The organism is Streptomyces sp. NBC_00457 (assembly GCF_036014015.1).
Classification (GTDB): Bacteria; Actinomycetota; Actinomycetes; order Streptomycetales; family Streptomycetaceae; genus Streptomyces.
In genome coordinates this window covers 586,948-611,590 of record NZ_CP107905.1, presented here as the reverse complement: position 1 = coordinate 611,590, position 24,643 = coordinate 586,948, and the positions used below count along the sequence as shown (strand labels likewise).

The window sequence follows — 24,643 nt, the reverse complement described above, 5'->3', positions numbered from 1 at the left end:
AGGTGGGCGGGGTTACGGCACGGCTGTTAAGCGCTTCAGTGATGCGGTTAACTTAAGCGGTTAACCAGATGTGGTGTCAAGCGTGCGCCCACAGTGCGGACAGGGCCCGGTAGGCTTCCCGCCATGGCCAGGCCCAATAAGCGCACCACCCTCCGTGAGGTGGCCGAGGCCACGGGCCTTTCCACCGCAGCCGTCTCCTATGCCCTGCGCGGCAAGCAGGTCTCGAAGGAGACCGAGGAGCGGGTCCGCAGGGCGGCGGCCGAGCTGGGCTACGAGGCCGACCCCATCGCCCGTGCCCTGGCCAGCGGCCGCACCAGCATGGTCGGAGTGCTCGCCGGCGATCTCCAGGATCTGTGGCAGCAGCAGCTGATGGCGGCCATCGGCCGGGAACTGCTGGCCAGCGACCACTACGCGTTGATCCTGGACGCGGGCGGCGACCCCGAGCGCGAGCTGGCGCTCGCCAAGCAACTGCGCGACCAGCGCGTCGACGCACTGCTCGTCTCGCCCGTCAACCCCTCGGCGGAGAGCTGGGCCGCGATCGCCGACGCACTGCCGGTGGTGGCCGTCGGGGACTCGCTGAGCCGGGCCCGCACGGCCGGGCAGGTCATCTTCGACAACCGGGCCGGCATCGACGCCGTACTGGAGTATCTGCACGGACTCGGCCACCGCCGCGTGACCGTTCTGACCCCGACCCGGCCCAGCACACCTGGCCGGCCCGCCGACGTCTACGTCCGCGAGGCGGCCGACCGGCTGGGGCTGTGGGTCGAACTGGTGCCGTGCCCGCAGGAGTTGGGCGAGGCGACGGCGGTGGCCCGGCGCGTCCTGGACGTCGACTGGTCCGCGACCGCCGTGTTCTGCTTCTCCGACTCCCTGGCGTACGGCGTGTACGGCGCGGCGGCCGAGGCCTCCCTCGAAGTGGGCCGGGACGTGTCCGTGGTCGGCTTCGACGACCACCCGGTGTCACGGGTGCTCACGCCGCCCCTGACCACGGTGGACTGGGGGCTGGCCGAGATCGCCGTGGAGGCGGCCCGGCTGACCGTCGCGGCGATCGAGGGGAAGCGGGTGCGCAGGAAGCGGATCCTGTGCGCGCCGCGGATGAGCGAGCGGGGGTCGGCGGTCCGGGTGTGAGCGGCCTCGCCTCTGCTCACCTGGTCGGCCCAACGGCGGTGGACCACCGGCTTGGCTGGCCCCGGCCCGTTTTCGCCACGGCGTCAGCCGAAACCGCACAGATGATCCGAACGGAGACCGCCTAGGCTGGCCGGCATGAGCGCACATTTTGACGTGGTGGTCCTGGGCGCCGGCCCCGGGGGATATGTAGCAGCGATCAGGGCGGCCCAGCTCGGCAAGAGCGTGGCGATCGTCGAGGAGAAGTACTGGGGCGGCGTGTGCCTGAACGTGGGGTGCATTCCGTCGAAGGCGCTGCTGCGCAACGCGGAGCTGGCCCACATCTTCACCCAGGAGGCCAAGACCTTCGGCATCCAGGTGAACGGTGACGTGACCTTCGACTACGGCGCGGCCTTCACCCGCAGCCGCAAGGTGGCGGACGGACGCGTCAAGGGCGTCCACTACCTGATGAAGAAGAACAAGATCACCCAGTTCACCGGCCGCGGCACCTTCAGCGACGACCGCACCCTCCAGGTCTCCCTCACCGACGGCGGCACGGAGACCGTCACCTTCGGCCACTGCATCATCGCCGCCGGCGCCACCACGAAACTGCTGCCGGGCACCTCGCTCAGCGAACGCGTGGTGACGTACGAGGAGCAGATCCTGTCCGACACGCTCCCGGAGAGCGTCATCATCGCGGGCGCCGGCGCCATCGGCGTCGAGTTCGCTTACGTCCTGCACAACTACGGTGTCCAGGTCACCCTCGTCGAGTTCCTCGACCGCATCGTCCCGCTGGAGGACGAGGAGGTCTCCGCGGAACTGACCCGCCGTTACAAGCGGCTCGGCATCAACGTGCTGACGTCCACCCGGGTCGAGGCGATCAACGACTCGGGCGACTCGGTCAAGGTCATGGTGACCACGGGCGGCCAGCGGCAGACACTGCAGGCCGGAAAGGTGCTCCAGGCCATCGGCTTCCAGCCGCGGGTGCAGGGCTACGGCCTGGAGAAGACAGGCGTGAAGCTCACCGACCGCGGGGCGATCGACATCGACGCCCGCTGCCGCACGAGCGTCCCGCACATCTTCGCCATCGGCGATGTGACGGCGAAGCTGATGCTCGCCCACGCCGCCGAGGCGATGGGCATCGTGGCCGCCGAGACGATCGCCGACGCCGAGACGATGGAGCTCGACTACGTCATGATTCCGCGGGCTACCTACTGCCAGCCGCAGATCGCCAGCTTCGGCTGGACCGAGGCGCAGGCACGCGAGCGGGGCTACGACGTCCAGGTGGCGAAGTTCCCGTTCACCGCCAACGGCAAGTCGCACGGCCTGGGCGACACCGCGGGCTTCGTGAAGATCCTCAGCGACGCCAAGTACGGCGAACTCCTCGGCGCCCACCTGATCGGTCCCGAAGTCACCGAACTCCTCCCGGAGTTGACCCTCGCCCAGCAGTGGGACCTGACCGTCCACGAGGTCGCGCGCAACGTCCACGGCCATCCGACGCTGGGCGAGGCGGTCAAGGAGGCCATCCACGGGCTGGCCGGCCACATGATCAACATGTGACCGGTTGCGTAGGGAGGGACGGTACGACTCCGTCCTAGCGGGCGAACCCCCAGCCCATCAGGAGGGACGGCACGCCCTCAGCATCGCCGAAGGAACTGGCGTGCAGGCGGGTGACGCCCTGGGTGGACGGGCCGTCGGCGGAGCCGGGCAGCAGCCACGCCGAGCTGGGGGCGGTGTCGTCGCCCGGTGCCGACACGACGAGTTCGGCGCGGTGGTCGCCGTCGAGGTCGGTGAGGCCGACGGCCTGCCCGAAAGCGTGGTTGCTGCCCGGGACGCCCCGGACGTCGCTCTCGTCGAGCACGCGTGCGCTGCGGCCCGTCAGTCCCTGCCGTCCGCCCAGGAAGAGCAGCACCTCCTCTGGGCCCGCCTGCGCGTACACCTCGGCCCGGGGTGCCCCGGCCACGACGTCGGCGGAGCCGTCGCCGTTCACGTCGCCGGCGTCCAGGGACGTGAAGACGGCGTCCTCGTTCTGGGGCTCCTTGCCGGGCACGCCCGGGGAGTCCCGGTCGAGGGTGGTGGTCCGGGGCCCCGGGCCGTTCTCGGTGCCGTACGCCACGGTGACCGAGCTGCGGCTCGCCCGGCCGCCCCGAGGGCTGACGATCAGGTCGCCGTAGCCGTCCGCGTCCACGTCGCCCACCGTGGCCGTCGCCCCGGCGGGGACGTGCGTGGCGTCGGGCCGCGCGAAGCCGTCGCGGCCGCCCCGCAGGTAACTGCCGGACCAGTGCAGGTCGGACCACTCCTCCTCGCCGCCGGTGTCGGCGTCGTGGAAGCTCACCAGGTCATCGATGCCGTCACCGTTGAGGTCCCCGGCGACGAGATCCCGGTACGCCGCCTCGCGCGCGAAGCCGGCCGGCATCCGCGGCGCGGGCACCGGGCCCGTTCCGGCGGGAGTGCCGTCCCGCCGGAACGGGCCCTTCAACAGCCCCTTGTCGGAGCCGAGTCCGAAGACAAGGTCGGCATGCCCGTCACCGTCGAAGTCACCGGCGGCGAGCTGCTCCTCGAGGAGGGGCTCCTGCACCCCGGGCACGTGGCTGCCGTCCGTCCCCGGCACCCGGGCGGCGTGTGTCAGCCCTCGCGGTGACCCCCACATGAGGATCACACGGGCGCCGTCCCCCTCGAACACGGAGGCCGCGAGGTCGGTGTAGCCGTCGTCGTCGAAGTCCCGGGCCACCGCGTCGGACCCGAACATCGCCTCGTCGCGTGCCGTGCCGGGTATGGCGGGGTCGTTCTGCGTGAGGTACTGGCACCGCTCCAGGCCTGTCCCGGAACCCGAGCCGTACGCCACCTGGATGCTCCCGCCGAGGTATCCGTTCTCGACGTCTCCCGGGCCCGCGGTCAGGGCTACGTCGGGGTGGCCGTCGCCGTCGAAGTCGGGGGCTGCGGTGGTGGGGGAGGTGACGGTGGACGGTTTGGCGCGGGCGGTCCCGTCGAGGGGTGCGGTGCCGCCGACGCTGGTCCGGCAGGCGTGCGGCGCGTCGATGTCCGGCGGCTCGTCCTGCGCGAGCACGGACCCCACGACGAGGACCGCCGCGAGACCTGCCGCACCGCCCCCGAACGCCAACTGCCGTTTGCCGATACGCCCTCGCACGCACCCCTCCTGTTCGCCTCACACGTCCCGTACGCGCAAGAACGCCTCAGCCACGGCCGCGGTTCCATCGGAGTCGCACCACGTCGCAATCGCCCTACGACGCCGGTCAGTTACTGCATGAAGGAGACGTCAGGGAGGCGTCGCGACGGGCCGCGCGGTCAGTCGCTCCTCACAGGCACAACGGGACGATCTGCGCGACGAGTGGGGCGTCGGCGGGGTGCGATCGCCGGACTCTGATCGCCGGTGAGCCTCCGTGCGACGGACACCTGCCGGCCGTCGCCCCACTGTGCGTCCGACGTCGTCGTCTGGCTGTGCGCGGCGGGCGCGGGGAGACCCGGGAGTCCCTGGAGACGGGACAACTCGCCGGCGCACCGCTGCAGCGCCACTTCCAGGACCTCCGGCATGGTCAGGGTGCCGGTGCCGTCCGGCGGGACGATCCAGCGCAGCGCGCCCCAGCGGCAGTGCGGCGCGGGAGCGGCGATCCACGTGCCCCTGCCGAGCAGGCGCAGCCCGGTGCCGATCCAGACCGCATACGGCTCCGGGGGCAGGAGGAAGCCCACATGACGGCGACGGGTATCCAACAGGCAGGGACCGGGGTTGAGCAGCGGCAGCTCCTCCAGTAGCTCGGCGACCCGCAGCCCGAGTTCTTCCGGCACGACGAGCACGTCCCAGAACCGTCCGGCGGCCAGCAGGGTGACCCCGGTACTGCCGTTCTGCCACTCCTCCTTGCAGGCACGGGGATCCTCCGACGCCGCGGCCAGCCACTCCATTGACCTCGTCCACTGCGTGAGTGCCATGAAAGCCTCCTAGTAGTGCGCCGATGTACTGCACTGCCCGCCCGGGGCTGTTCGGGGTGACCTTTCGGGATGACCTGTGATGATCGTGGGTTGTTGGGCTGGAATGACAGATGTGGATGATCGGTTGATGCCCCAGTGCATCGGGTGCCGGGTGCCGCGAACAGACGGCCGGGGCTCAATTCCCCGTATGGGGGGAGCGCCCGCGCACCAAACCGGCAGGTATATGCACGGGAGCGCTCCGGCGCACACAGGCTTACGGGCCGTCAGTTCCCGCTACTGCTCAGCCGTTTGCGCTGGCGCAGCGAGATCCGGTTGCCGTCCGGGTCCACCGCCTCGATACGGACCCCGAACGCGTAGTCCTCCGGTTCGGGCTGGTCGAATGCCACGCCGCGGTCGCGCAGCACCTTGAAGTCCTTCCTCAGGTCGTCCGATTCGAGGAAGACCGGACCGGGCGCGGTCACCGGGTCGGCCTCGGCCGGCTGCCCCGAGGCCGCGGCGTGCGGCCAGAGGAGGATCTCGACGGGACTGCCGGGGACGCCTACGGTCAGGAAGCGGCCCAGCGGACTGGAAACGTCGACGCGCTCCTCCAGACCGAGCTGTTCCGTGTAGAACCGCAGCGCGCGGTCCTGGTCGGTGACGTAGAGCGTCACGTACATGATGTTGGTCAGCATCGTGGTGTCCTTCCTTCGCGGGTCCGACCCGAGTGAGGGTCGCGTTGCTTCGTCACGGCACTGACGGACCCCGACGCGAGAATGTGACGCATGGACGCCAACACGACGCGCCTCGACACCGCTCGGATCCGGGCGGCTCGCCGGGTGATCGACCCGGTCTTTCTCGACACTCCCCTGTACCGCTGCGAGCCGCTGGAACCCGATCTCGGGTGCACGGTGAGCATCAAGCTCGAAACGGCGAATCCGGTCCGCAGTTTCAAGGCCCGCGGCACCGAACTGGTCGCGAGCCTGCTCGCCGACGATGGCTCGCGGGCCGTGGTGTGCGCCAGCGCGGGCAACCTCGGCCAGGCGCTGGCCTGGTCCGGTCGCGGCCGGGGGCTCGATGTGACCGTCGTGGCCTCCCGCTTCGCGACCGTGGCCAAGCTTGATCGCATCCGTGACCTGGGCGCCGGGCTGGAACTGGTGGACGGCGACCACGAGTTGGCTCGCGAGCGGGCGGCGTCCATCGCACGGTACGACGGCATCCGGCTGGTCGAGGACAGCCTGGACATCGAGACCTGCGAGGGCGCGGCGACCATCGGCCTGGAACTGGTGGACGCCGCGCCGTCGTTCGACGCCGTGCTGGTCGCTCTGGGCGGCGGGGCGCTGGCCACCGGTGTGGGGCACGTGCTGAAGGCCTTGGCTCCCGACGTCGAGGTGATCTGCGTCCAGCCGCTGGGCGCACCGGCGATGACACAGTCGTGGCGCGGGCGGCGCGTGGTCACCACCGACTCGACGAACACCATCGCCGACGGAGTCGCCGGCCGGTATCCCATCCCGGAAGTCCTGGACGACCTCCTCCTGGTCGCCGACGACGCCGTCCTGGTCCAGGAGGAGTCGATCATCGTCGGTATGCGGATGCTCCTCGACCACGCCGGCCTCGTCGTCGAACCGTCGGCGGCGCTCGGCATCGCGGCGATCATCGAGGACCGTGACCGCTTCGCCGGACGGCACGTCGTCACCATCGTCTGCGGCAGCAACGTCGACGTGGATACGTATCACCGCTGGGTCGGTGCGGCTCCCAGCCACGGACCGTGACACCGGCGGGCGATGAGTTCGCCCCGCGGCAACGGTCTTCTCTCCGGTAAGCAAGAGCAGGACCCTGACAGGAGACGCTCCCGCATGACTGAACCGGAACTGGCAGCGGACCGCTCCCGGAAGACCGGCGTTTGGCCCTTGATCCGTACTGAGCGAGCGGCGCTGGCTGCTGATCTCGCGGGTCTGACGGACGAGCAGTGGCAAACGCCGTCACTGTGCACCGAGTTGACGGTGCGTGAGGTACTGGCACACCTCACCGCCGCGGCGAGTCTCAACTCCGTACGGTGGCTGGCGGGTGTGCTCCGTTGCCGGTTCGACTTCGACCGGCAGGTGGCGATGCGGCTGGCCGAGCAACTGGGTGCGACGCCGGCCGAGACGCTGGCGAGATTCCAGCGTGTGGTCCCCAGTACGACCAATCCTCCCCTCCCCGTCATCGCGATGCTCGGCGAGACGATCGTGCACGCGGAGGACATCCGCCGCCCGCTGGGCATCGGCCGTGCCTACCCGATCGACGTGGTCACGAGGGTGGCGGAGTACTACCGGGGCTCCGACCTCGTGGTCGTGGCCAAGGGGCGCATCGGCGGGCTGAAACTCGTCGCGAAGGACGGCCCCTTCACCACCGGCTCCGGGCCGCTCGTCTCGGGTACGACCTTGGCGCTGGTCATGGCGATGACCGGGCGCGCGACATACTGCGACGACCTCGAAGGCGACGGTGCCGAGCTCTTGCGCGGTCGCTGCGGGACGCGATGACCGCGGCCGACTCCACAAGAGCCGCCACGAGAGGGATCTCCGGTTCTAGACTCTTCTCATGGACAGGATCGACCGCGCCAGCCGGCTGATCGAGGCTCCACCGGCGGCTGTCTACGGTGCCCTCCTCGACCGGGAGTCCCTCGAGGCATGGTTGCCGCCGGACGGCATGCGCGGGCGGGTCGAGCGGTGGGATCCCCAGCCCGGCGGCGGGTTCCGGATGGTCCTCACCTACCTCGATCCCACCGACAGCCCCGGCAAGACGTCGGACGCGACGGACGTCGTCGACGTCGAATTCGCCGACCTGGTGCCGCCGGAACGCGTGGTGCAGCGGGCGGTGTTCGAGGCCGACGACCCGTCCTACGCGGGCACGATGACGATGACCTGGTTCCTCGCTGCCGTCGGTGACGGGACCGAGGTGACCGTCACCGCCACGGGTGTGCCGTCCGGCATCGACCAGGCGGCCCACGAGGAGGGGATCAGTTCCTCGCTGGCCAATCTGGCGTCGTATGTCGAAAGGGCCGACTGACTCAGGTTGGACGTCAGTAGCGGAAGTCATCGGATGTTCCTTGGCCGCTGACCCCGCCAGCTGCCTGATCCTCCCGTGTTCCGACCTCATTCACCCGATCAATTCTTGTTCTGCGCCTTGACGAGTGCATGTAATGTCGCCGATTCTGCGGGTCATCCAATGTATCGGCATGAGGAGATGGCGCATGCCCGAATCATCCTCGTTCAGACACACATTCCTCGGAGCTTTAACGGTGGAAGCTGCATCGGCAGCGCTGATCTCCCGGCGGGCCTTCGTCGCGGGCAGCTCAGCGGCCGTGCTCGCGGCCGGTTCCCCCGTGGCGTGGGCAGGTCGCTCACACCAGCGCGATGTACACGGCGAACTGCTCGACGACGCCGCGATGTTATGGAAACGCGTCCCCGGCAGCTGGCAGGAGGGACCCTTCCTGGGCAACGGCTACATGGCCGCGCACCTCTACCGGAAGCCGGGGGAGGACAACGTCCTGCGCATCATGATCAACAACGGTCTGGTGCAGGACCAGCGCGGCCAATGGGAAGCCGCGATCGGATACTCGCGGCTCGGCGTCGGCCACCTCACCCTCACCTTCGCCGGCGCCATCACCGCCGTGGACTGGCGGCTCGACCTCGACGACGCCGAACTGACCGGCACGATCACGACCACGCGCGGGGGAGCGAAGTTCAGCGCCCTGATCCTGAACCACCGCGACGTGCTCCTCGCCCGCCTCGAACCCACCGCGGGCGAGGAGTCCGCGACGTGGGGCTTCACCCCGCTGCCCGCGCGGACGACCCGCACCATCCGCCTGCCACCCGACTACACCGGCAACCCGGACCCGGCCGTCACCCTCGGCCTGGTCGAGCAGCCGCTGCACGCGGGCGGCGGCTACTCCACCGCCTGGCGCGAGGTCCGCTCTGGTACACGGCGATTGCTGGCTGCCTCCATCGCGTACGGCTATCCGGACTCGACGGGTCGCGACCAGGCGGTCCGTGCGGTCGACGAAACGCTCGACGGCGCCCCGGACCGCGAGATCACACGGCACCGGCGCTGGTGGCACGGTTTCTACCGGCGCAGCCTGGTCTCCGTGCCCGACAAGAAGGTCCAGCGCTTCTACTGGATCCAGCTCTACAAGCTGGCCTGCGCCACCCGCGCGGGCGGCCCGGTCACCCCGGTCTTCGGCCCCTGGTTCCCCGAGTCGGGCAACGGCTGGACCAACATCTGGTGGAACACCAACGTCCAGGTCACCTATCCGGTGGCCAACGGCTCCAACCACCGCGAACTCGACGCCATCACGCCCACCTTCGCCCGCTACCACGAGAACCTGGAGACCAACATCCGGCCGGAGCTGCGCGACGGCGAGACATACGCGCTCTGCCACCCCGGCGACTGGCAACTGCGCTCCGGCCCGCGCTACGTCGGCCGTCCCGGCATCGACCCCAACGACCACACCGGCAACCTCATCTGGGCCCTGCACAACACCTGGGTCACCTACCGCCACCACATGGACGACAAGGTGCTGCGCCATGTCATCCACCCGGTGCTCACCAAGGCGGTCAACCACCACGCCCGCTTCCTCACCGATGGCGCGGACGGCAGGCTGCACCTGCCCGAGACCCGCTCGCCCGAGTACGCCAACGCCGCCGACTGCACGTACGACCTGTCGCTGCTGAAGTGGGGCTGTGCGACGCTGCTGGCCTCGGCGAAACGACTGCGCCTTGACGACCCGCACGCCGGGCGATGGCGCGACATCCTCGCCCGCTTGGTCCCGTACCACGAGAACGAGAACGGCGTGATGATCGGCGCCGGCGTCCCCCTCGCCGAATCCCACCGCCACTTCTCCCACCTGCTGTGGCTGTACCCCCTCCAGGAGAAGCTGGAGCGGCGCACCTTCGACCACTGGACCTCGATGCAGGCGCGCTGGCACGGCTACAGCTTCGCCGCCGCCTCATCCATGGAGACGCTGTTCGGCAACGCGGAGGAGGCGCTGTCGTATCTGCGCTTCTATCTGGACGGCAACGTCGTCGACAACTGCGCCCTGACGCCGAACACCATGTACCGCGAGGGCTCCAACTTCGCGCTGGAGAGCCCTATCAGCGCGGGCCAGTCGCTGCTCGACATGGTCACCCAGAGCCACGGCGGCGTGGTGCGGGTGTTCCCCGCTGTCTCCTCGACCTGGCCCGACGTCTCGATCTCCCGGGTCCGTACGCAGGGCGCCTTCCTCGTCGACGCCTCCCGGTCGGGCGGCCGGACCGACTGGATCGCTGTGACGAGCGAGGCGGGCGAACCGCTGGTGCTGCGGCACGGAATCGACGGCGATATCGAGGTCCGCGAAAAGGCGAACGGCTCCCGGCTTCCGTACCGCGACCGCGGCGACGGAACCATCGCCGTCGGCGTGCGCCGGGGCCGTACGGCCGTCGTGACCCGGCGCGGCGACCGGCCGCGACTCACACCACGGAACGTCCCGGCCAACGGCGACGCCCCGGCTTGGGGCCTGCCGTAGCGAGGCCCGGCATCCGTGACGCCCGGCATCCGTGACGCTCGACATCCGTGACGCCCGACCCCCCACCGATCGACACCATCGACACAGGAGGGCACATATGAACACCAAGCGCAGAGCACTCGCCACCGTCTGCACCGCAGCCGCGGCCGTCATGACCCTGCTGGCCGGCCAGGCTCATGCCGCGGTGATCTGGGACGGCGACGCCTCCCGCGGCACCGGCGTCTTCGGCCACATCGGCAGCAACTGCGGCGCGCCCGGCAGCGTGACCGCGGTGGACGAATCCGCGCGGGGCGAGGTGTGGCGCTACCGCAAGCCGGCCGGCTCCAACCGCTGCGAGAGCCGCGGCATCGTCGTGGGCGGCGACGACTACACCTTCACCAACGGCAGCACCCGCTACCTGGGCTGGGCCAGCAAGCTCTCCAGTACGGTCGACAACAACGCGATCTTCCAGTGGAAGTCGTACGGCGACCACCAGCAGAACTGGCCCGTCGTGCTCAAGATGATCGGCGGCAAGCTGACGGTGATCCAGCGGCAACCGGACGGAACCGTGCACACGATCTGGACTAGGTCCGTCTCCGCCGGTGCCTGGAACCACATCGTCATCGGCCTCCACCTGTCCGACCAGACGCGCGGCGGCTGGGTCGAACTCTGGTTCAACGGCGCCAAGCAGACCTTCAACAGCGGCACCCAGCGCTGGAACTGCCGGACCTTCGACAGCGAGAACCACCCGAAGTGGGGTGTCTACGGCGCCGACTCGAACTCGGTGGACCACTACGTGGACGCTCTGAAGATCGGCACGTCCTACGGGGACGTGGACTGAGCCTCCGGAGGCGAACGGCAGCGTCCGGCGGCGCGCTTCCGCCGCCGGGCCTGCGGTCGGTTACTGTGCGCGAATGTCAAACGCGCGTACGCATGGGGGCTACCGGACGGGCGGCTTATGGGCCGCGGCAGGAATCTCCTTCGGGGCTGTGGTGGTCGGCTCGGCCATCGCCGTGTTCGGCATGATGGAGTTCGACGAGCGGTGCCAGCACGGGCTGACGCAGGGGCCGGGCCGGCTCCTGCGGGTGCGGGATCAGGCGTTTCCGCCGGCCACCATCTGCGAGTTCCAGTACGGAGAGGTCTCCTCGATCGGCGGCGGGGGAGTGCTCAACGTGCTGCTCTGGGGCAGCTTTCTGGTCCTGGTCGTCTGTCTGCTCGTGGCCCTGATCGCCGAGTGTCTCGATCCGCCACTCGGCAGCGAGCTCGTCGTGCCGATGTCCAGGTCCGCGAAACTCCGCCGTACGGGAGCGGCGTTCTTCGTGCTCGGCTCCGTCTTCCTCATGGTCTACGCGTTCGCCGGATGGTGGCTGGTCGCGGGGCCGTCGTCGGCCTGTGCGGCAGGGGCGGACTGGGGGACCCAGGCGCCGAAGACGCTGGAGTACAGCTTCTTCCCGCCGCAGGCGACCTGCCAGTACACCAGCGGCCTGACGCGGCAGATGAACCCCGACTGGGTGGCATCGCTGGCAACCGAGTTGGCCGTTCCCGCGCTGATCGCCGGAGTGGGCTTTGGGCTTGCCTTGCGGCGCTGGGCCGTGGAACGGGCGCCCGATTCAGGTCCGGCTATGAGGAATTGGGGACAGTCGCGTCGGGCTTCGACGGCTGAGACCGAGATCTCGTAGGCGTCGCCACGCACCGCCCCGCCGACACCACCGCCGGCGACACGGACGCGCCATATGACGCACTGTCCCAGCTTCGGGAGGGGTCCCGATCCCCGCCACTACGATCCGCCCCATGCAATGGTTCCGCAGGAGAGGCAAGAAGAGTCAACCAACCGGCGAATCCCGGGACATGGCAGCTCCCGAGAAGGGACCAGAACCCGAACCTGAGTCAACCCCGAAGCAAGCGGGCAACCTCGGAACGGAGAAGTCCCACCGCATTGAACCGCATCCGAAATGTGTGAGTTGCCGACGAACCATCGATCCTGAGGACTTGCGTCCCGACCCGATGGGGGAGCAGGGCATATGGGACATCGCCGCGAACCTCGGTCTGACCCAGGAGGATCTCGCTGGGCCGATGGCCGATGTCAGCGCCCAGCTCTACGCGCGGCGGTGCGATCGCTGCGATTCCTGGATGTGCCATGTGTGCGTGGACAAGGTCACCGGGCACGGCCGGCGGCCGGCCAGGCACCAAAGCTGCGGAGGCATCTTCCGGCCGAAACAGGCCGGTTGACGGAACCGGGCTCCGCTTTTTTGGCCCCTCGACGGGAGAGGGCGACAGAGAAGGGACTGAGCCATGTCAGACGATGTCGTTGGCTGGATCGGATCAGGTGCCGTTCTCGGGATGCTGCTGCTGATGTGGGCATATTGGGTGTGGAGCATGCGTGACGCGGATGAGCCCACGGAGCCGCCTCGAAGGAAAACCGTGTCGGCGCCGCATCCGGCATATACGCTCTCGTGCGCCTACTGCGGCTATATCTGGCCGGTTCTGGATCCTGCGTCTGAAACACTGAAATGTCCCAACCCTGCGTGCGGTCGAACGCATCAGGGAATCCGGTACCCCGACCCTTGGGGCCGACCATACCGGTGAGGTTGCGTTGGCTGCATTGCGGGCGCCCGGCAAGAACGCAGATCACCACTACTCCGCCCACGTCACTGCTTAAGGTCATCCGGTGACGAGTAGCAACGCGCCCCGTTCCCATGTCCTTGAAGGCACCCGTCCGGCAACGCCGCCCACCAACTGGCGTTACCGGCTTCGCCAGTTCGGATACACCGAACGCCCCCGGACCGACACCCGCGAGCGCCTGGTTCCGCCCTTTCCGAAGCCGTCCACTCGCCTCTGGGAATTCCTGGGGCTCGGCCCGGCACCGGCCCACCGCCTCGGGAGGGCGATGGACTGGCTGGGGCCGGTACTCGTCGCCGTATTGGCCGGAGCGATACGTTTCTGGCAGCTCGGCCGTCCTCATGCCTTCGTCTTCGACGAGACCTACTACGCCAAGGACGCCTGGTCCCTGCTGCGGTTCGGCTACGAGGGCACCTGGCCGGACCGTAAGATCGCCGACCCGCAGGTACTCGCGGACCCCCAGGTGATCTCTCTTACCGACACCGGGGCCTTCGTCGCACACCCGCCCATGGGCAAGTGGGTGATCGCCCTCGGTGAGGGGATGTTCGGCCTCGACCCGTTCGGCTGGCGCTTCATGACGGCGCTCCTGGGCACGCTGTCGGTGCTGATGCTGTGCCGAATAGGCCGCCGCCTGTTCCGTTCGACGATGCTGGGCTGCCTGGCCGGCGCACTGCTGGCGATGGACGGCCTGCATGTGGTGATGAGCCGTACCGCTCTGCTGGACCTCGTCGTCATGTTCTTCGTGCTCGCGGCGTTCGGATGTCTGCTGATCGACCGGGACCAGGCGCGGGCCCGGCTCGCGGCGGCCTTGCCGGTCGGCGAGGACGGCCGTACGCGTCCGGACGGGAACACGGGTGATCATGCCGGGACGGGCTTGCGTCCATGGCGGCTCGCGGCCGGTGTCTGCCTGGGACTGGCGGCTTCGAGTAAATGGAGCGGCCTGTATTTCCTGGTCTTCTTCGTGGCACTGACCCTGCTGTGGGACGTCGGCGCCCGCCGCGTGGCGGGGGCGCGCCGCCCGTATCGCGCGGTGTTGCGCAAGGACCTCGGCTGGTCGGTGCTGTCCGTCGCCGCGGTCAGTGTGGTGACGTATGTGGCGACATGGAGCGGCTGGTTCCTGTCCGGCAACGGTTACGGACGCCACTGGGCGGACGGCCGCGGCGGCACCTGGTCGTGGATTCCGGCTCCGCTGCGCAGCCTGTGGCACTACGAGTACGGGGTCTACCAGTTCAACGTGGGACTGCACACTCCCCACAAGTACGAGTCCAATCCCTGGAGTTGGCTGGTCCTCGGCCGCCCCGTGCTCTTCCACTACGAGTCGCCGGCGCCCGGGAAGGACGGCTGCACCGCGACGACCGACTGCTCACAGACGATCCTCGCGCTCGGCACGCCGCTCCTGTGGTGGTCGGCGTGCTGCGCACTCATCTACCTGCTCTACCGATGGGCACTGCGCCGCGACTGGCGTGCCGGCGCCATCCTCTGTGCGGTGAGCGCCGGTTACCTGCCCTGGTTCCTGTACCAGGACCGTACGATCTTCTCCTTCTACGCCGTCGTCTTCGTGCCGTACCTGAGCCTGGCCGTGACGATGATGCTGGGAGCGGTGCTGGGGCCGCCGGGGGCGGCTGAGAAGCGTCGCATACAGGGGACGGTGGCGGCGGGCGCGCTCGTGCTGCTCATCGCCTGGAACTTCATCTACTTCTTCCCGGTCTACATGGGCCAGACGATCCCGTACGCCGACTGGCGCGCGAGGATGTGGCTCGACACGTGGATCTGAAGACACGGCAGGCCGCGGGGGCGGCGAACGTGCGCGCCACTGCGTCAACTGGCGGCAGCGCCGAACCACTTGGGCAGCCGGCTGAGCAGATCCTGCTGATCGTCGCCCACCCACGCCACATGGCCGTCCGGCCGGAGGAGTACCGCGGGCACGTCCAGTTCCTCGCTCACGTCGACGACGTGGTCGACCCGGTCGTCCCAGCCCGCCACCGACAACCGGCCGGTCTGGTCGAGCAGCAGGCCGCGACCGCCGTGCATCAATGCGTAGAGGTTCCCCCGCTTCAGCTCCACGTCCCGCAGCCGCCGGCCGAGGAGTTCGTGGCCCTCGCCGAAGTCGTAGCGGATCCCGGTCGCGGTGATCTTCTCGGTCAGATACCGGTTCACCTCCTCGAAGTCCATCAGTTCCGACAGCAGCCTGCGTACGGCCTGGGGGCCCGGCTCGTTGGACAGCAGCTCCATCTGCGCGCGGGTGTTGTTCAGCACGTCGGCCGCCACCGGGTGCCGCTCGGTGTGGTAGCTGTCCAGCAACCCCTGCGGTGCCCAGCCGCCCACCTCGGCGGCCAGTTTCCAGCCGAGGTTGAACGCGTCCTGGATGCCGAGATTGAGCCCCTGCCCGCCGACCGGCGGGTGGATGTGCGCCGCGTCGCCGGCCAGCAGCACCCGGCCGACCCGGTAGCGCTCGGCCAGCCGGGTGGCGTCGCCGAAGCGGGACAGCCAGCGGGGTGAGTGCACGCCGAAGTCGGTGCCGGCGATGACCCGCAGCTGTCGCTTGAACTCCTCGAGAGTCGGCGGTACGGAACGGTCCTCGGCCACCCCTTCGGCGGGCACGCCGACGCGGTACACCCCGTCCCCGAGGGGCATGGCGCCGAACCGCTTCTCGGTCTTGCGGACTTCGGCCATCACGGCGGCCAGCGTCTCCGGCTCCGCGGTCAGCTTCATCTCGCCCAGCAGGGTCTCGACGCGGCTGGGCTCGCCGGGGAAGCCGACGCCGAGCAGCTTGCGCACCGTGCTGCGGCCGCCGTCGCAGCCGACGACGTAGCGCGAGCGCAGCCGCGTGCCGTCGGCCAGCTCGGCGCTCACCCCGTGGTCGTCCTGGCTCAGCCCGGCCAGCGCGCAGCCGCGCCGGACCTCGGCGTCGAGCTCGGTGGCGCGCTCGGCCAGCAGGCTGTCGGTGGTGGTCTGCGGGATGCCGAGGACGTACGGATGCGAGGTGTCCAGCCGTTCCGGCGCGGGCTTGCTGATTCCGGCGAAGTAGCCACCGACCGGGTACTGCTGACCGAGCGCCAGGAATCGATCGATCACCCCGCGCTGATCCATCACCTCGATGCTGCGCGCGTGCAGGCCGAGCGAGCGGACGATCGGGGTCGGCTCTACGTCCTTCTCCAGCACGACCACGTGTACGCCGTGCAACCGCAATTCGCCGGCCAGCATCAAACCGGTGGGTCCGCCGCCGACCACGATCACGTCAATCATCTGAACGCCCCCGTCATTTCCGCAGCTTGTGGCTTCGGCCGCTCATTCTGCGGCCCGACCGGGGCCTTGCCGCAAGCCCCCCAGTGCGCTATAGGTTGAGAGTGGCAAGGAGTACACACTCTCCTTGCCTTTGCGCTTTTTCCGCGCGGGTCAGTTGTGCGTGGTGGCCGGTGGGCCGGCGACGGCGGTGAGGTGGAGTTTGGTCTCGTCCTCGCTGGCGGGCGCCGCGGTCATGATGACGATCTTGAGCTCGGAGTCGCCGTCGGTCAGGACGTCGCAGTCCACCGTGATGGGGCCCACCGACGGGTGGTCGATCGTCTTGTGGTCCTCGCGGTGCGCGGCCACCTCTCCCGTCGCCCACAGCGCGGCGAACTTCCTGTTGCCCGCGTTCAGTTCGCGGATCAGCGCGGCCAGGCGGCTGTCCTCGGGGAAGCGGCCGGTGGCGCGGCGCAGGTCGGAGACGACGGCGGCGTCGGTGGCGTCGCGGTCCGCCTCGGTCACCGGCCACAGCGCGAGGCGGGGGGAGGCGCCGTCGACCGGGAATCTGTCGCGGGCGAAGTTGCGCAGCCGGGGCGGGGTGGGGGAGGGGTCGCCCAGCAGGGCGGCCCACCCACGGTTCCACCACACCAGTTGCCAGTCCGCCGCGAACACGGCGACCGCCACGTCCCCGAGGCGGGCGAGGACCCGCTGCATGCCGGGCGGCAGATGGTCGGAGATCGTGCCGTCCACCGGCGGTACGAGCTGGGCCAGCCGGTACAGGTGGTCCCGCTCGGCGATGGACAGTTGCAGGGCGCGCGCCAGGGACGCCACCACCGATGCCGAGGGTGTCGTGGCCCGTCCTTGTTCCAGGCGCACGATGTAGTCGACCGACACCCCGGCCAGTTCGGCCAGTTCTTCCCGCCGCAGCCCCACCGCCCGGCGCCCGCGGGCCACCGGCAGCCCGGCGGCCGACGGGGGCAGCCGGTCCCGCCATGTGCGGAGCACCGCGCCCAGTCCGGTTCCGGGTGACATCGACATGATCTCCATCGTCCCGCATCCCCGGTCGTCTGTGGGGGCGCGAGGGTGGTACTGGTCGTCCTACCGTCGAAGCCTCCCTGGTCCGCCTTACCGGCCGGGACCAGGATCGAAGGCATGACGATCACCTTCATCACCGGAGCCAACAAGGGTCTCGGCCGCGAGACCGCCCGCCGCCTGATCGAGTACGGCCATGCCGTGCTCGTGGGAGCCCGTGACCGCGAGAGGGGCGAGGAGGCCGCTGCCGCGCTCGGCGCCCGCTACGTCCCCATCGACGTGACCGACGACGCCTCCGTGGCCGCCGCGGCCGCGGACGTCGCCGAACACGAGGGCAGGATCGACGTCCTGATCAACAACGCCGGTGTGCACGGCCCCGTAGGCGATCCCGGCGACCTCACCGCCGCCGACGCCCGCGCCGTCCTGGACATCAACGTCATCGGCGTGGTCCGCACCACCACCGCGTTCCTGCCGCTGCTGCGCCGCTCGGACGACCCTGTGATCGTCAACGTCAGCAGCGGCATGGGCTCCCTCGCCCTCACCCACGATCCCGACCGGCCCGAGTCGCGTGTCGTCGCGCCGCTGTACACCTCGTCGAAGGCGGCCCTGACGATGCTGACCACGCAGTACGCGAAGGGGCTCAAGGACATCCGCGTCAACGCCGCCGACCCCGGCTACACCGCGACCGACCTCAACGGTCACAGCGGCCCCCAAACCGTCACCGAGGGCACGGACGCGATCGTCGCCCTGGCCACCGAGGGGCCCGGCGCCGGTACCGGACGCTTCGTCTCCCGGCATGGCGAGATCGCCTGGTCCTGAAACCGGCCGGGGATGCCGCGATCCGCGATGAGTTCTGCGTCGTCCGGCGGTCATACTGTCGAACCCGTTACCGAGGAGGACTGCTGATGCGCAGCGTGACCTATTCGATGGGTGCCTCATTCGACGGCTACATCGTCGGGCCGGACGGCAACTTCGACTGGACGGTGCCCGACGAGGACGTCTTCCGCTTCTGGATCGACGAGATCCGACAGGTCGGCGTCCACCTGCTGGGACGACGGCTGTACGAGACGATGCTGTACTGGGAGACCGCCGACCAGGATCGATCGCTCGACGAGGCCGAACTCGAGTGGGTCGCGCTCTGGAACCCGCTCCCGAAGGTGGTGTTCTCCACCACGCTGTCGGCGGTGCAGGGCAATGCGCGCCTGGCCTCCGGCGGCCTGGCGGAGGAGATCGAGCGGTTGCGAGCCGAGCCGGGGGAGGGCGAGATCGCGATCGGCGGCGCGACGCTCGCCGCCGAGGCCGCGGCGCTGGGTCTGATCGACGAGTACCGGGTCATGGTCCACCCGGTGCTGGTGGGCGGTGGCATTCCGTTCTTTCCCCGGCACGAGCGCCGGGTGGATCTCGAACTCGTCGAGACACGCACCTTCAGTTCGAAATTCGTCTACCTCCGCTACCGCGTGGCATCAGCGAAATGATCCGCCGCAGACGCAGGTAAGGCGCGTGGGGTTATCCCCACCCCCGATCCGCCAGCAGCCGCCATGGTTCGCCAAGACCGTGATCCGTAGCTTCGAGTCATCGGCTCGAAAAGATCGCGAGAGGACGGACCATGAGGCTGCGCAGCGGCAAGCGGCAGAAGACGGACGACCGGCCGGAGGCCCAGGGCGCGCCCGGTCTCGCCGTCGAACTGCGCGGCGTCCGGCGGCAGTACGGCCGCGGCGCCGGTGCCGTGCACGCGCTCGCGGGCATCGACCTCGCCCTGCCACGCGGCACGTTCACCGCCGTCATGGGCCCTTCCGGCTCCGGCAAGTCCACCTTCCTGCAGTGCGCCGCCGGCCTCGACCGGCCGTCGGCCGGCTCGGTGCGCCTCGGCGGTACGGAGATCACGGGCATGCGGGAGAACCAGCTCACCGAGTTGCGCCGCAGCCGCCTCGGCTTCGTCTTCCAGGCCTTCAACCTCCTGCCTTCCCTCACCGTCGAGCAGAACGTGCTGCTCCCGATACGCCTCGCCGGGCAGCGCCAGGACCGCCGACGGGCACAGGCGGTGCTCGCGCAGGTCGGCCTCACCGACAAGGCGAAGCGGCGGCCCGGCGAGCTCTCCGGCGGCCAGCAGCAGCGCGTGGCCATCGCCCGCGCCCTGATCACCAGCCCGGACGTGGTGTTCGCCGACGAGCCCACCGGCGCCCTCGACACCGGCACCGCCGCCGAGGTCCTCGGCCTGCTCCGGCACGCGGTGGACACCCTCGGGGCCACGGTCGTCATGGTCACCCACGACCCGGCCGCGGCCGTCTGGGCCGACCGCGTGCTGTTCCTCGCGGACGGCGTCTTCGCCGGTGGCCTCGACCGCGGCTCGGCGGAGCAGATCGCGGCGCACATGGCCGCCCTGACCTCCCGTTCGGGCGCGATGGTGGGGGCGGCGGCGTGAGGAGGTTCGCCCCCAACGGCCTCGCCCGCGCGGCCGTGCGCTTCAAACCCGCGTCGTTCGCGGGCACGTTCGTCGCGCTGATGATGGCGGCGCTGATCGTCTCCGCCTGCGGCATCCTCCTGGAGACGGGCGCCCGCGCCTCGGTTCCGGCCGAGCGGTACGCCACGGCGCCGGTGGTGGTGGCCGCGGACCAGTACGCCCGCTTCGTCACGGGCAGCGGGGACAGCCGGTCCGAGTCGGCGGACCTGCTGCCGGACACGGCACGTGTGGACGCCGCACTGGCCGGCAAGGCGGCCCGCGTGCCCGGCGCGGAAGGGGCGGTGCCGGACTTCACGTTCCCGGTGCGCCAGGGCGACGGCACGCTGACGGGCCACGGCTGGGGAGCGCACACCTTCACCGGTGCCGCGCTCACCTCCGGTGCCGCACCCCGTACCGGCGAGGTCGTACTCGACGCAGCCGCCGCGAGGGCCGCGAAGGCCGGCGTCGGCGACACGGTCGTGCTCGAAACCGCCACCGGACGCGCCGATTTCCGCGTCTCCGGGCTGGCGAAGACCGGACCCGGCGACATGGCCGAGGGAGCCACGGGCTGGTTCGCCGACGCCCAGGCCTCCGCGCTGGCCGGGCATCCCGGCAAGGCCGACGCCATCGCCGTACTGGCGAAGGACGGGGCGGACGCCGACGCGCTCGCCGCCGGTGTGGAGAAGGCGCTCGCCGGCTCCGGCGCCAGGGTGCACACCGGGGACGATCGCGGCGCCGTGGAGGACCGTGGACTCGGGTACGCCAGGGAGATGCTCACCGCGCTCGGCGGCTCCTTCGGCGGGATCGCCGCCATGGTCGCCGTCTTCACGGCGTCCGGCACGGTCGCGCTGTCCGTCGCCCAGCGGGCCCGGGAGTTCGCGCTGCTGCGCGCCGTCGGGGCCACTCCGCGGCAGATCCGCCGCGCGGTCGCCGCGGAGGCGCTGCTCGTCGCGCCCGCCGCCGGTCTGGTCGGCTGCCTGCCGGGGATCGGGCTCGCCCACTGGTGGTTCGGGCAGTTGCAGGCCCGCGGGGCCGTTCCGGAGGCCGTGGACCTGCACATCTCCTGGATCCCTCTGGTCGTCGCCGTCGGCGCGGGACTGCTGACCGCGCTCACCGCCGGCTGGGCCGCCGGGCGCCGACCCGCGAAGATCAGGCCGGGGCAGGCGCTCACCGAGGCGTCGGTGGAGCCACTGCGGCCGGGTGTGATCCGTACGCTGCTGGGCCTGGGCGCCCTCGTCGGCGGCGGGTTCCTCACCGTCGTCGCCGCCCGTTCGGCGGGGGAGGACGCGGCCAACGCCGCCCTCGGAGTCGTCATGCTCTTCATGCTCGCCGTCGCGCTGCTCGGCCCGCTGGTGGCGCGGCTGTGCGCGGAGCTGTTCGGGCTCCCGCTGAGCGGCGGCGGTGCCTCGGCCTCGCTCGCGGCCGCCAACTCCCGTACGAACGCCCGTCGACTGGCCTCCGCGATCACCCCGATCGTGCTGGCCATGGCCTTCGCCTCGACGCTCGTCTTCATGCACACGAGCGAGAGCCATGTCGCCGCGAAGCAGCTGCGTGCCGGCGTCACCGCGGACCACGTGGTCACGGACCCGGCCGGGCTGCCCGCCGACGCCGTCGACCGGGCCACCCGCGCGCCCGGCGTCGACGCGGCCGTCGGCCTGCTCGACACGCAGGTGCTCGTGCCCGTCGGGTCGGGCGGCGACCGGTGGCTCCAGAGCTCGGCGACCCAGGGCATCTCCGGTTCCGGCGCGCAGCTCGCGAAGGTGCAGGACCTCGACGTGCGCAGCGGCAGCCTGGACCGGGTCGGCCAGGGCCGGATCGCCATCGACAAGACGCTCGCCACGTCGGCGAAGGTCGAGGTCGGCGACACACTGCCCCTCTACCTCCCCGACGGCACCAGGACCAGCCCCGAGGTCGTCGCCGTGTACGGCCGCGGGCTCGGCCTCGCCGCGGTGACCATGGACCGCGCGTCGCTGGCCGCCCACGTCACCTCGGGCTTCGACAGCACGCTCCTGGTACGGGGCGGCGACGCACAGGCCCTCGCCCCGCTCGGCAAGGTCACCGACGCCTCCGGCTACGTGGTCGAGCAGAGCACCGACCGCGAGCTCAACGCCTGGGCCAATTACACGATGGCGGGCGTCCTCGGTGGCTTCGCCGCCGTCGCCGCCGTCAACACGCTCGTGATGACCGTCCTCGACCGCCGCCGCGAACTCGGCATGCTCCGTCTCGTCGGCTCCACCCGGCGCCAGGTGATGCGGATGCTGCGCTGGGAAGGCCTCCTGGTGGCGGTGACCGGCATCGTCCTCGGCACGGCCATCACCGCCGCGACACTGATCCCGATGATGCGCGGCCTCACCGGCGAGGCCCCGTACGTACCTCCCCTGGTGTACGCGGCCTTCGCCGGCGGCGCGGTGGGCCTGGGCCTGCTGGCAGTGACCCTGCCGGCGAGGGCGGCGCTGCGGCGCTGAGGAACCCCGTCCGCGCGGTCCACGCCGCTCTGTGACCCATGACACATGCAGTTCCTGTCAGCAATCGGGGCGCTGTTCCGCTCAAGTCACCGAGAGCAAGCGAACCGACAGGAGCGAACACATGAAGCACCGCATCGTCGTTCTCGGCGCCGGCTACGCCGGGGCTTACGCCGCCGGGACCCTGGCCCGTCGGCTGTCCTCGGAGGACACCGAGATCACCGTGGTCAACGCCGAGCCGGACTTCGTCCAGCGCATGCGGCTGCACCAGTTGGCGGCCGGCCGGGAGATCGAGGCTCCGAAGCTCGTCGACGTTTTCGCGGGCACGGGGATACGGCTGCGTCTGGCCCGTGTCACCGCCGTCGACCCCGAGCGCCAGGTCGTCGCCGTGGCCGACGCCGACGGCGGCGGCGAGGTCGGCTACGACACGCTTCTCTACGCGCTCGGCAGCCGCGGTGACGTTCATGGCGTCCCCGGCGTGGCCGAGCACGCGTTCGACGTCGCCGCCCGGCCCTCGGCGCGGCGTCTGCGCGAGCGACTGGACTATCTGGGCGGGCGGGGCGAAGGCCGGAATGTCGTGGTCGTCGGCGACGGGCTGACCGGCATCGAGACCGCCACGGAGATCGCCGAATCCCGGCCCGGCCTGTCGGTGGCCCTGGTCGCCCGCGGCGAGCTCGGCGCCCGGCTCTCCGCCGGTGCCCGCGGCCACCTGCGTCAGGCCTGCGACCGGCTGGGCATCACCGTCCTGGAGCACAGCGAGGTCGAAGCCGTCGAAGCGGCGCGGGTGCTCTGCGCCGACGGCACCGCCCTGGCGGCCGACGTGACCGTGTGGACGGCCGGGTTCGCGGTCAGCCCTCTCGCCGCCGCCGGCGGTCTTGAGGTCGCCGAGAACGGTCGGATCGTCGTCGATCGCACCATGCGGTCGGTCTCGCACGCGGACGTCTACGCCATCGGTGACAGCGCCTACGCCATCGGCGACAACGGCCGGCCGCTGCCGATGTCCTGCGCTTCGGCCGGCTACACCGGCCGGCAGGCCGTCGAGGCGATCGTGGGCCGCCTGACCGGCCGCAAGATCGCGAACACCAAGCTGGTCTACGAGGGCAACCACATCAGCCTCGGACGGCGGGACGGGATCCTGCAGACGGTCGACGACGAAGGGCAGGCGAAGCCGAAGTACATGGGTGGCCGGAATCCCGCGCGGATCAAGGCGGGCATCCTCAAGATGTCGCTGTGGGCCACCTCGCACCCCACCTTCGGCCTGCCCAAGCGCAAGCACCGTATGGACGCCGCGCTACCTGCCGCTGCCGAGAAGCGGGTTGCCGCCTAAGGTGATCCGCATGGACGGCACCGCCCCTGATCGCTTCGACACCAGTCAGTTCGAGGCCAGCCGGAACCGGCTGGCCTCGCTGGCCTACCGGCTCCTGGGCTCCGCCACCGACGCCGAAGACGCCGTGCAGGACGGGTTCCTGCACTGGCAGGCCGCCGACCGGGAGCGCATCAAGGTGCCGGAAGCATGGCTGACCAAGGTCGTCACCAACCTGTGCCTCGACCGGCTCCGCTCGGCACAGGCCCGCCGCGAACGCACCGCCGGTGCCTGGCTCCCCGAACCGCTCCTCGACGGCGATCCGATGCTCGGCCCGGCCGAGACGTTCGAGCAGCGGGAATCGGTCTCCCTGGCCGTGCTGACGCTCATGGAGCGCCTGTCACCCGTCGAGCGGGCCGTCTACGTCCTGCGCGAAGCGTTCTCCTACAGCCACGCCGAGATCGCCGAGATCCTCGACATCACCGAGTCAGCAAGCCAGCAGCACCTCCACCGGTCCCGGCGCCGCGTCACCGCCGAGCGCCGCCGCGACGGCAGCGAGGTCGACCCGGCATCCGCCCGCAGGATCGTCGAGGAATTCCTTGCCGCCGCCACCTCTGGGCGCACCGAACGGCTGGTGGCGCTGCTCACCGACGACGCGATCGCGATCTCCGACGGCGTCGGCGGCACGGCAGCGAAGCTGCTGCGGTTCGACACTCCGCAGCGTGTCGCCGCCGTCGTACGGGCCGGCCTCAAACCCACAGCCGCGAAACGGCGCCTTGCGGGCGGCACGCCCGCCATCCACTACGCGCACGTCAACGGCGCCCCTGCCATTCTCTTCGTGATCGGCGACCAGGTCAGGGGCATCGCGACGTTCGACCTCGCGAGCGGCCGGATCGCAACGGTGCGCGGCATCGCCGCCCCCACCCGCCTCGCCCGCCTCACCGAAGCCTGGCGCCAACATGAACCCGACACACCGCTCATCACCCAGTGGTGACCCGGCGCCGACATGGAATCCA

The 24,643-nt window shown here is 70.4% G+C and carries 21 protein-coding genes; 16 read left to right on the top strand and 5 right to left on the bottom strand.

Going from position 1 to position 24,643, the window contains the following annotated elements:
• Positions 1-123: 123 nt before the first annotated feature.
• The gene (locus OG828_RS02895; RefSeq protein ID WP_328499999.1) at positions 124-1,128 is read left to right on the top strand and encodes a LacI family DNA-binding transcriptional regulator; all 1,005 of its coding nucleotides are present in this window, start codon (positions 124-126) and stop codon (positions 1,126-1,128) included.
• 135 nt (positions 1,129-1,263) lie between these two features.
• Complete coding sequence (gene lpdA / locus OG828_RS02890) at positions 1,264-2,664, top strand: dihydrolipoyl dehydrogenase (RefSeq protein ID WP_328349832.1); 1,401 nt, start codon at positions 1,264-1,266, stop codon at positions 2,662-2,664.
• 34 nt (positions 2,665-2,698) lie between these two features.
• Here lpdA and OG828_RS02885 read toward each other — a convergent pair whose 3' ends face one another.
• From OG828_RS02885 to OG828_RS02875, 3 genes are all read right to left on the bottom strand, one after another.
• Positions 2,699-4,252 carry a VCBS repeat-containing protein gene (locus OG828_RS02885; RefSeq protein ID WP_328499998.1) on the bottom strand — a complete coding sequence of 518 codons (1,554 nt, stop codon included), beginning with the start codon at positions 4,250-4,252 and terminating at the stop codon, positions 2,699-2,701.
• A 158-nt stretch (positions 4,253-4,410) separates the two neighbouring features.
• Positions 4,411-5,049 carry a hypothetical protein gene (locus OG828_RS02880; RefSeq protein WP_328349829.1) on the bottom strand — a complete coding sequence of 213 codons (639 nt, stop codon included), beginning with the start codon at positions 5,047-5,049 and terminating at the stop codon, positions 4,411-4,413.
• Positions 5,050-5,312: 263 nt separating this feature from the next.
• Positions 5,313-5,720, bottom strand: a complete 408-nt coding sequence (locus OG828_RS02875) for a VOC family protein (protein WP_328349827.1) — start codon at positions 5,718-5,720, stop codon at positions 5,313-5,315.
• 90 nt (positions 5,721-5,810) lie between these two features.
• On the opposite strand from OG828_RS02875, the gene OG828_RS02870 reads away from it, so the two are divergent.
• The 8 genes from OG828_RS02870 to OG828_RS02835 all read left to right on the top strand — a co-directional run bounded on the left by OG828_RS02870 (position 5,811) and on the right by OG828_RS02835 (position 14,939).
• A complete protein-coding gene (locus OG828_RS02870) occupies positions 5,811-6,797 on the top strand; it encodes a threonine ammonia-lyase (protein WP_328499997.1) in 987 nt (328 codons plus the stop codon).
• A gap of 84 nt (positions 6,798-6,881) precedes the next feature.
• Positions 6,882-7,547 (top strand): maleylpyruvate isomerase family mycothiol-dependent enzyme, encoded by a 666-nt coding sequence (locus OG828_RS02865; protein ID WP_328499996.1) that lies wholly within the window; start codon positions 6,882-6,884, stop codon positions 7,545-7,547.
• Between the two features lie 58 nt (positions 7,548-7,605).
• A complete protein-coding gene (locus tag OG828_RS02860) occupies positions 7,606-8,073 on the top strand; it encodes an SRPBCC family protein (RefSeq protein ID WP_328499995.1) in 468 nt (155 codons plus the stop codon).
• A 232-nt stretch (positions 8,074-8,305) separates the two neighbouring features.
• Positions 8,306-10,567: a glycosyl hydrolase family 95 catalytic domain-containing protein gene (locus OG828_RS02855; RefSeq protein WP_328499994.1), complete on the top strand. Its 2,262-nt coding sequence runs from the start codon at positions 8,306-8,308 to the stop codon at positions 10,565-10,567.
• A gap of 97 nt (positions 10,568-10,664) precedes the next feature.
• Positions 10,665-11,387, top strand: coding sequence for a heparin lyase I family protein (locus OG828_RS02850; RefSeq protein WP_328499993.1), 723 nt, complete (start codon positions 10,665-10,667; stop codon positions 11,385-11,387).
• Positions 11,388-11,460: 73 nt separating this feature from the next.
• Positions 11,461-12,225, top strand: coding sequence for a hypothetical protein (locus OG828_RS02845; protein ID WP_328499992.1), 765 nt, complete (start codon positions 11,461-11,463; stop codon positions 12,223-12,225).
• Between the two features lie 112 nt (positions 12,226-12,337).
• Positions 12,338-12,775: a hypothetical protein gene (locus tag OG828_RS02840; RefSeq protein ID WP_328499991.1), complete on the top strand. Its 438-nt coding sequence runs from the start codon at positions 12,338-12,340 to the stop codon at positions 12,773-12,775.
• A 439-nt stretch (positions 12,776-13,214) separates the two neighbouring features.
• Positions 13,215-14,939: a dolichyl-phosphate-mannose--protein mannosyltransferase gene (locus OG828_RS02835; RefSeq protein ID WP_328499990.1), complete on the top strand. Its 1,725-nt coding sequence runs from the start codon at positions 13,215-13,217 to the stop codon at positions 14,937-14,939.
• 44 nt (positions 14,940-14,983) lie between these two features.
• On the opposite strand, the gene rox is transcribed toward OG828_RS02835, so the two are convergent.
• Both rox and OG828_RS02825 read right to left on the bottom strand, forming a co-directional pair.
• A complete protein-coding gene (gene rox / locus OG828_RS02830) occupies positions 14,984-16,411 on the bottom strand; it encodes a rifampin monooxygenase (protein WP_328499989.1) in 1,428 nt (475 codons plus the stop codon).
• Between the two features lie 150 nt (positions 16,412-16,561).
• On the bottom strand, positions 16,562-17,428 hold the full coding sequence (locus tag OG828_RS02825) for a helix-turn-helix transcriptional regulator (RefSeq protein WP_443062366.1): 867 nt from the start codon (positions 17,426-17,428) through the stop codon (positions 16,562-16,564).
• A 114-nt stretch (positions 17,429-17,542) separates the two neighbouring features.
• Between OG828_RS02825 and OG828_RS02820 the strand changes: the two genes are divergently transcribed.
• The 6 genes from OG828_RS02820 to OG828_RS02795 all read left to right on the top strand — a co-directional run bounded on the left by OG828_RS02820 (position 17,543) and on the right by OG828_RS02795 (position 24,621).
• Positions 17,543-18,241, top strand: coding sequence for an SDR family NAD(P)-dependent oxidoreductase (locus tag OG828_RS02820; protein WP_328499987.1), 699 nt, complete (start codon positions 17,543-17,545; stop codon positions 18,239-18,241).
• A gap of 86 nt (positions 18,242-18,327) precedes the next feature.
• The gene (locus OG828_RS02815) at positions 18,328-18,897 is read left to right on the top strand and encodes a dihydrofolate reductase family protein (protein WP_328499986.1); all 570 of its coding nucleotides are present in this window, start codon (positions 18,328-18,330) and stop codon (positions 18,895-18,897) included.
• A 131-nt stretch (positions 18,898-19,028) separates the two neighbouring features.
• Entirely contained in the window at positions 19,029-19,844 is an 816-nt protein-coding gene (locus OG828_RS02810; protein ID WP_328436449.1) for an ABC transporter ATP-binding protein, read from the top strand.
• Complete coding sequence (locus OG828_RS02805) at positions 19,841-22,327, top strand: FtsX-like permease family protein (protein ID WP_328499985.1); 2,487 nt, start codon at positions 19,841-19,843, stop codon at positions 22,325-22,327. The genes OG828_RS02810 and OG828_RS02805 overlap by 4 nt, the downstream gene beginning before the upstream one ends.
• A gap of 121 nt (positions 22,328-22,448) precedes the next feature.
• The gene (locus tag OG828_RS02800) at positions 22,449-23,651 is read left to right on the top strand and encodes an NAD(P)/FAD-dependent oxidoreductase (RefSeq protein ID WP_328499984.1); all 1,203 of its coding nucleotides are present in this window, start codon (positions 22,449-22,451) and stop codon (positions 23,649-23,651) included.
• 10 nt (positions 23,652-23,661) lie between these two features.
• Positions 23,662-24,621, top strand: coding sequence for a sigma-70 family RNA polymerase sigma factor (locus OG828_RS02795; RefSeq protein WP_328436446.1), 960 nt, complete (start codon positions 23,662-23,664; stop codon positions 24,619-24,621).
• Positions 24,622-24,643: the final 22 nt, after the last annotated feature.

Coding starts and splice junctions, on each gene's coding strand:
- OG828_RS02810 (WP_328436449.1), top strand. CDS start 19,029: ATGAGGCTGCGCAGCGGCAAGCGGCAGAAGACGGACGACCGGCCGGAG.
- OG828_RS02865 (WP_328499996.1), top strand. CDS start 6,882: ATGACTGAACCGGAACTGGCAGCGGACCGCTCCCGGAAGACCGGCGTT.
- OG828_RS02795 (WP_328436446.1), top strand. CDS start 23,662: ATGGACGGCACCGCCCCTGATCGCTTCGACACCAGTCAGTTCGAGGCC.
- OG828_RS02815 (WP_328499986.1), top strand. CDS start 18,328: ATGCGCAGCGTGACCTATTCGATGGGTGCCTCATTCGACGGCTACATC.
- OG828_RS02895 (WP_328499999.1), top strand. CDS start 124: ATGGCCAGGCCCAATAAGCGCACCACCCTCCGTGAGGTGGCCGAGGCC.
- OG828_RS02860 (WP_328499995.1), top strand. CDS start 7,606: ATGGACAGGATCGACCGCGCCAGCCGGCTGATCGAGGCTCCACCGGCG.
- OG828_RS02820 (WP_328499987.1), top strand. CDS start 17,543: ATGACGATCACCTTCATCACCGGAGCCAACAAGGGTCTCGGCCGCGAG.
- rox (WP_328499989.1), bottom strand. CDS start 16,411: ATGATTGACGTGATCGTGGTCGGCGGCGGACCCACCGGTTTGATGCTG.
- OG828_RS02875 (WP_328349827.1), bottom strand. CDS start 5,720: ATGCTGACCAACATCATGTACGTGACGCTCTACGTCACCGACCAGGAC.
- OG828_RS02840 (WP_328499991.1), top strand. CDS start 12,338: ATGCAATGGTTCCGCAGGAGAGGCAAGAAGAGTCAACCAACCGGCGAA.
- OG828_RS02800 (WP_328499984.1), top strand. CDS start 22,449: ATGAAGCACCGCATCGTCGTTCTCGGCGCCGGCTACGCCGGGGCTTAC.
- OG828_RS02870 (WP_328499997.1), top strand. CDS start 5,811: ATGGACGCCAACACGACGCGCCTCGACACCGCTCGGATCCGGGCGGCT.
- OG828_RS02880 (WP_328349829.1), bottom strand. CDS start 5,049: ATGGCACTCACGCAGTGGACGAGGTCAATGGAGTGGCTGGCCGCGGCG.
- OG828_RS02845 (WP_328499992.1), top strand. CDS start 11,461: ATGTCAAACGCGCGTACGCATGGGGGCTACCGGACGGGCGGCTTATGG.
- lpdA (WP_328349832.1), top strand. CDS start 1,264: ATGAGCGCACATTTTGACGTGGTGGTCCTGGGCGCCGGCCCCGGGGGA.
- OG828_RS02825 (WP_443062366.1), bottom strand. CDS start 17,428: ATGTCGATGTCACCCGGAACCGGACTGGGCGCGGTGCTCCGCACATGG.
- OG828_RS02850 (WP_328499993.1), top strand. CDS start 10,665: ATGAACACCAAGCGCAGAGCACTCGCCACCGTCTGCACCGCAGCCGCG.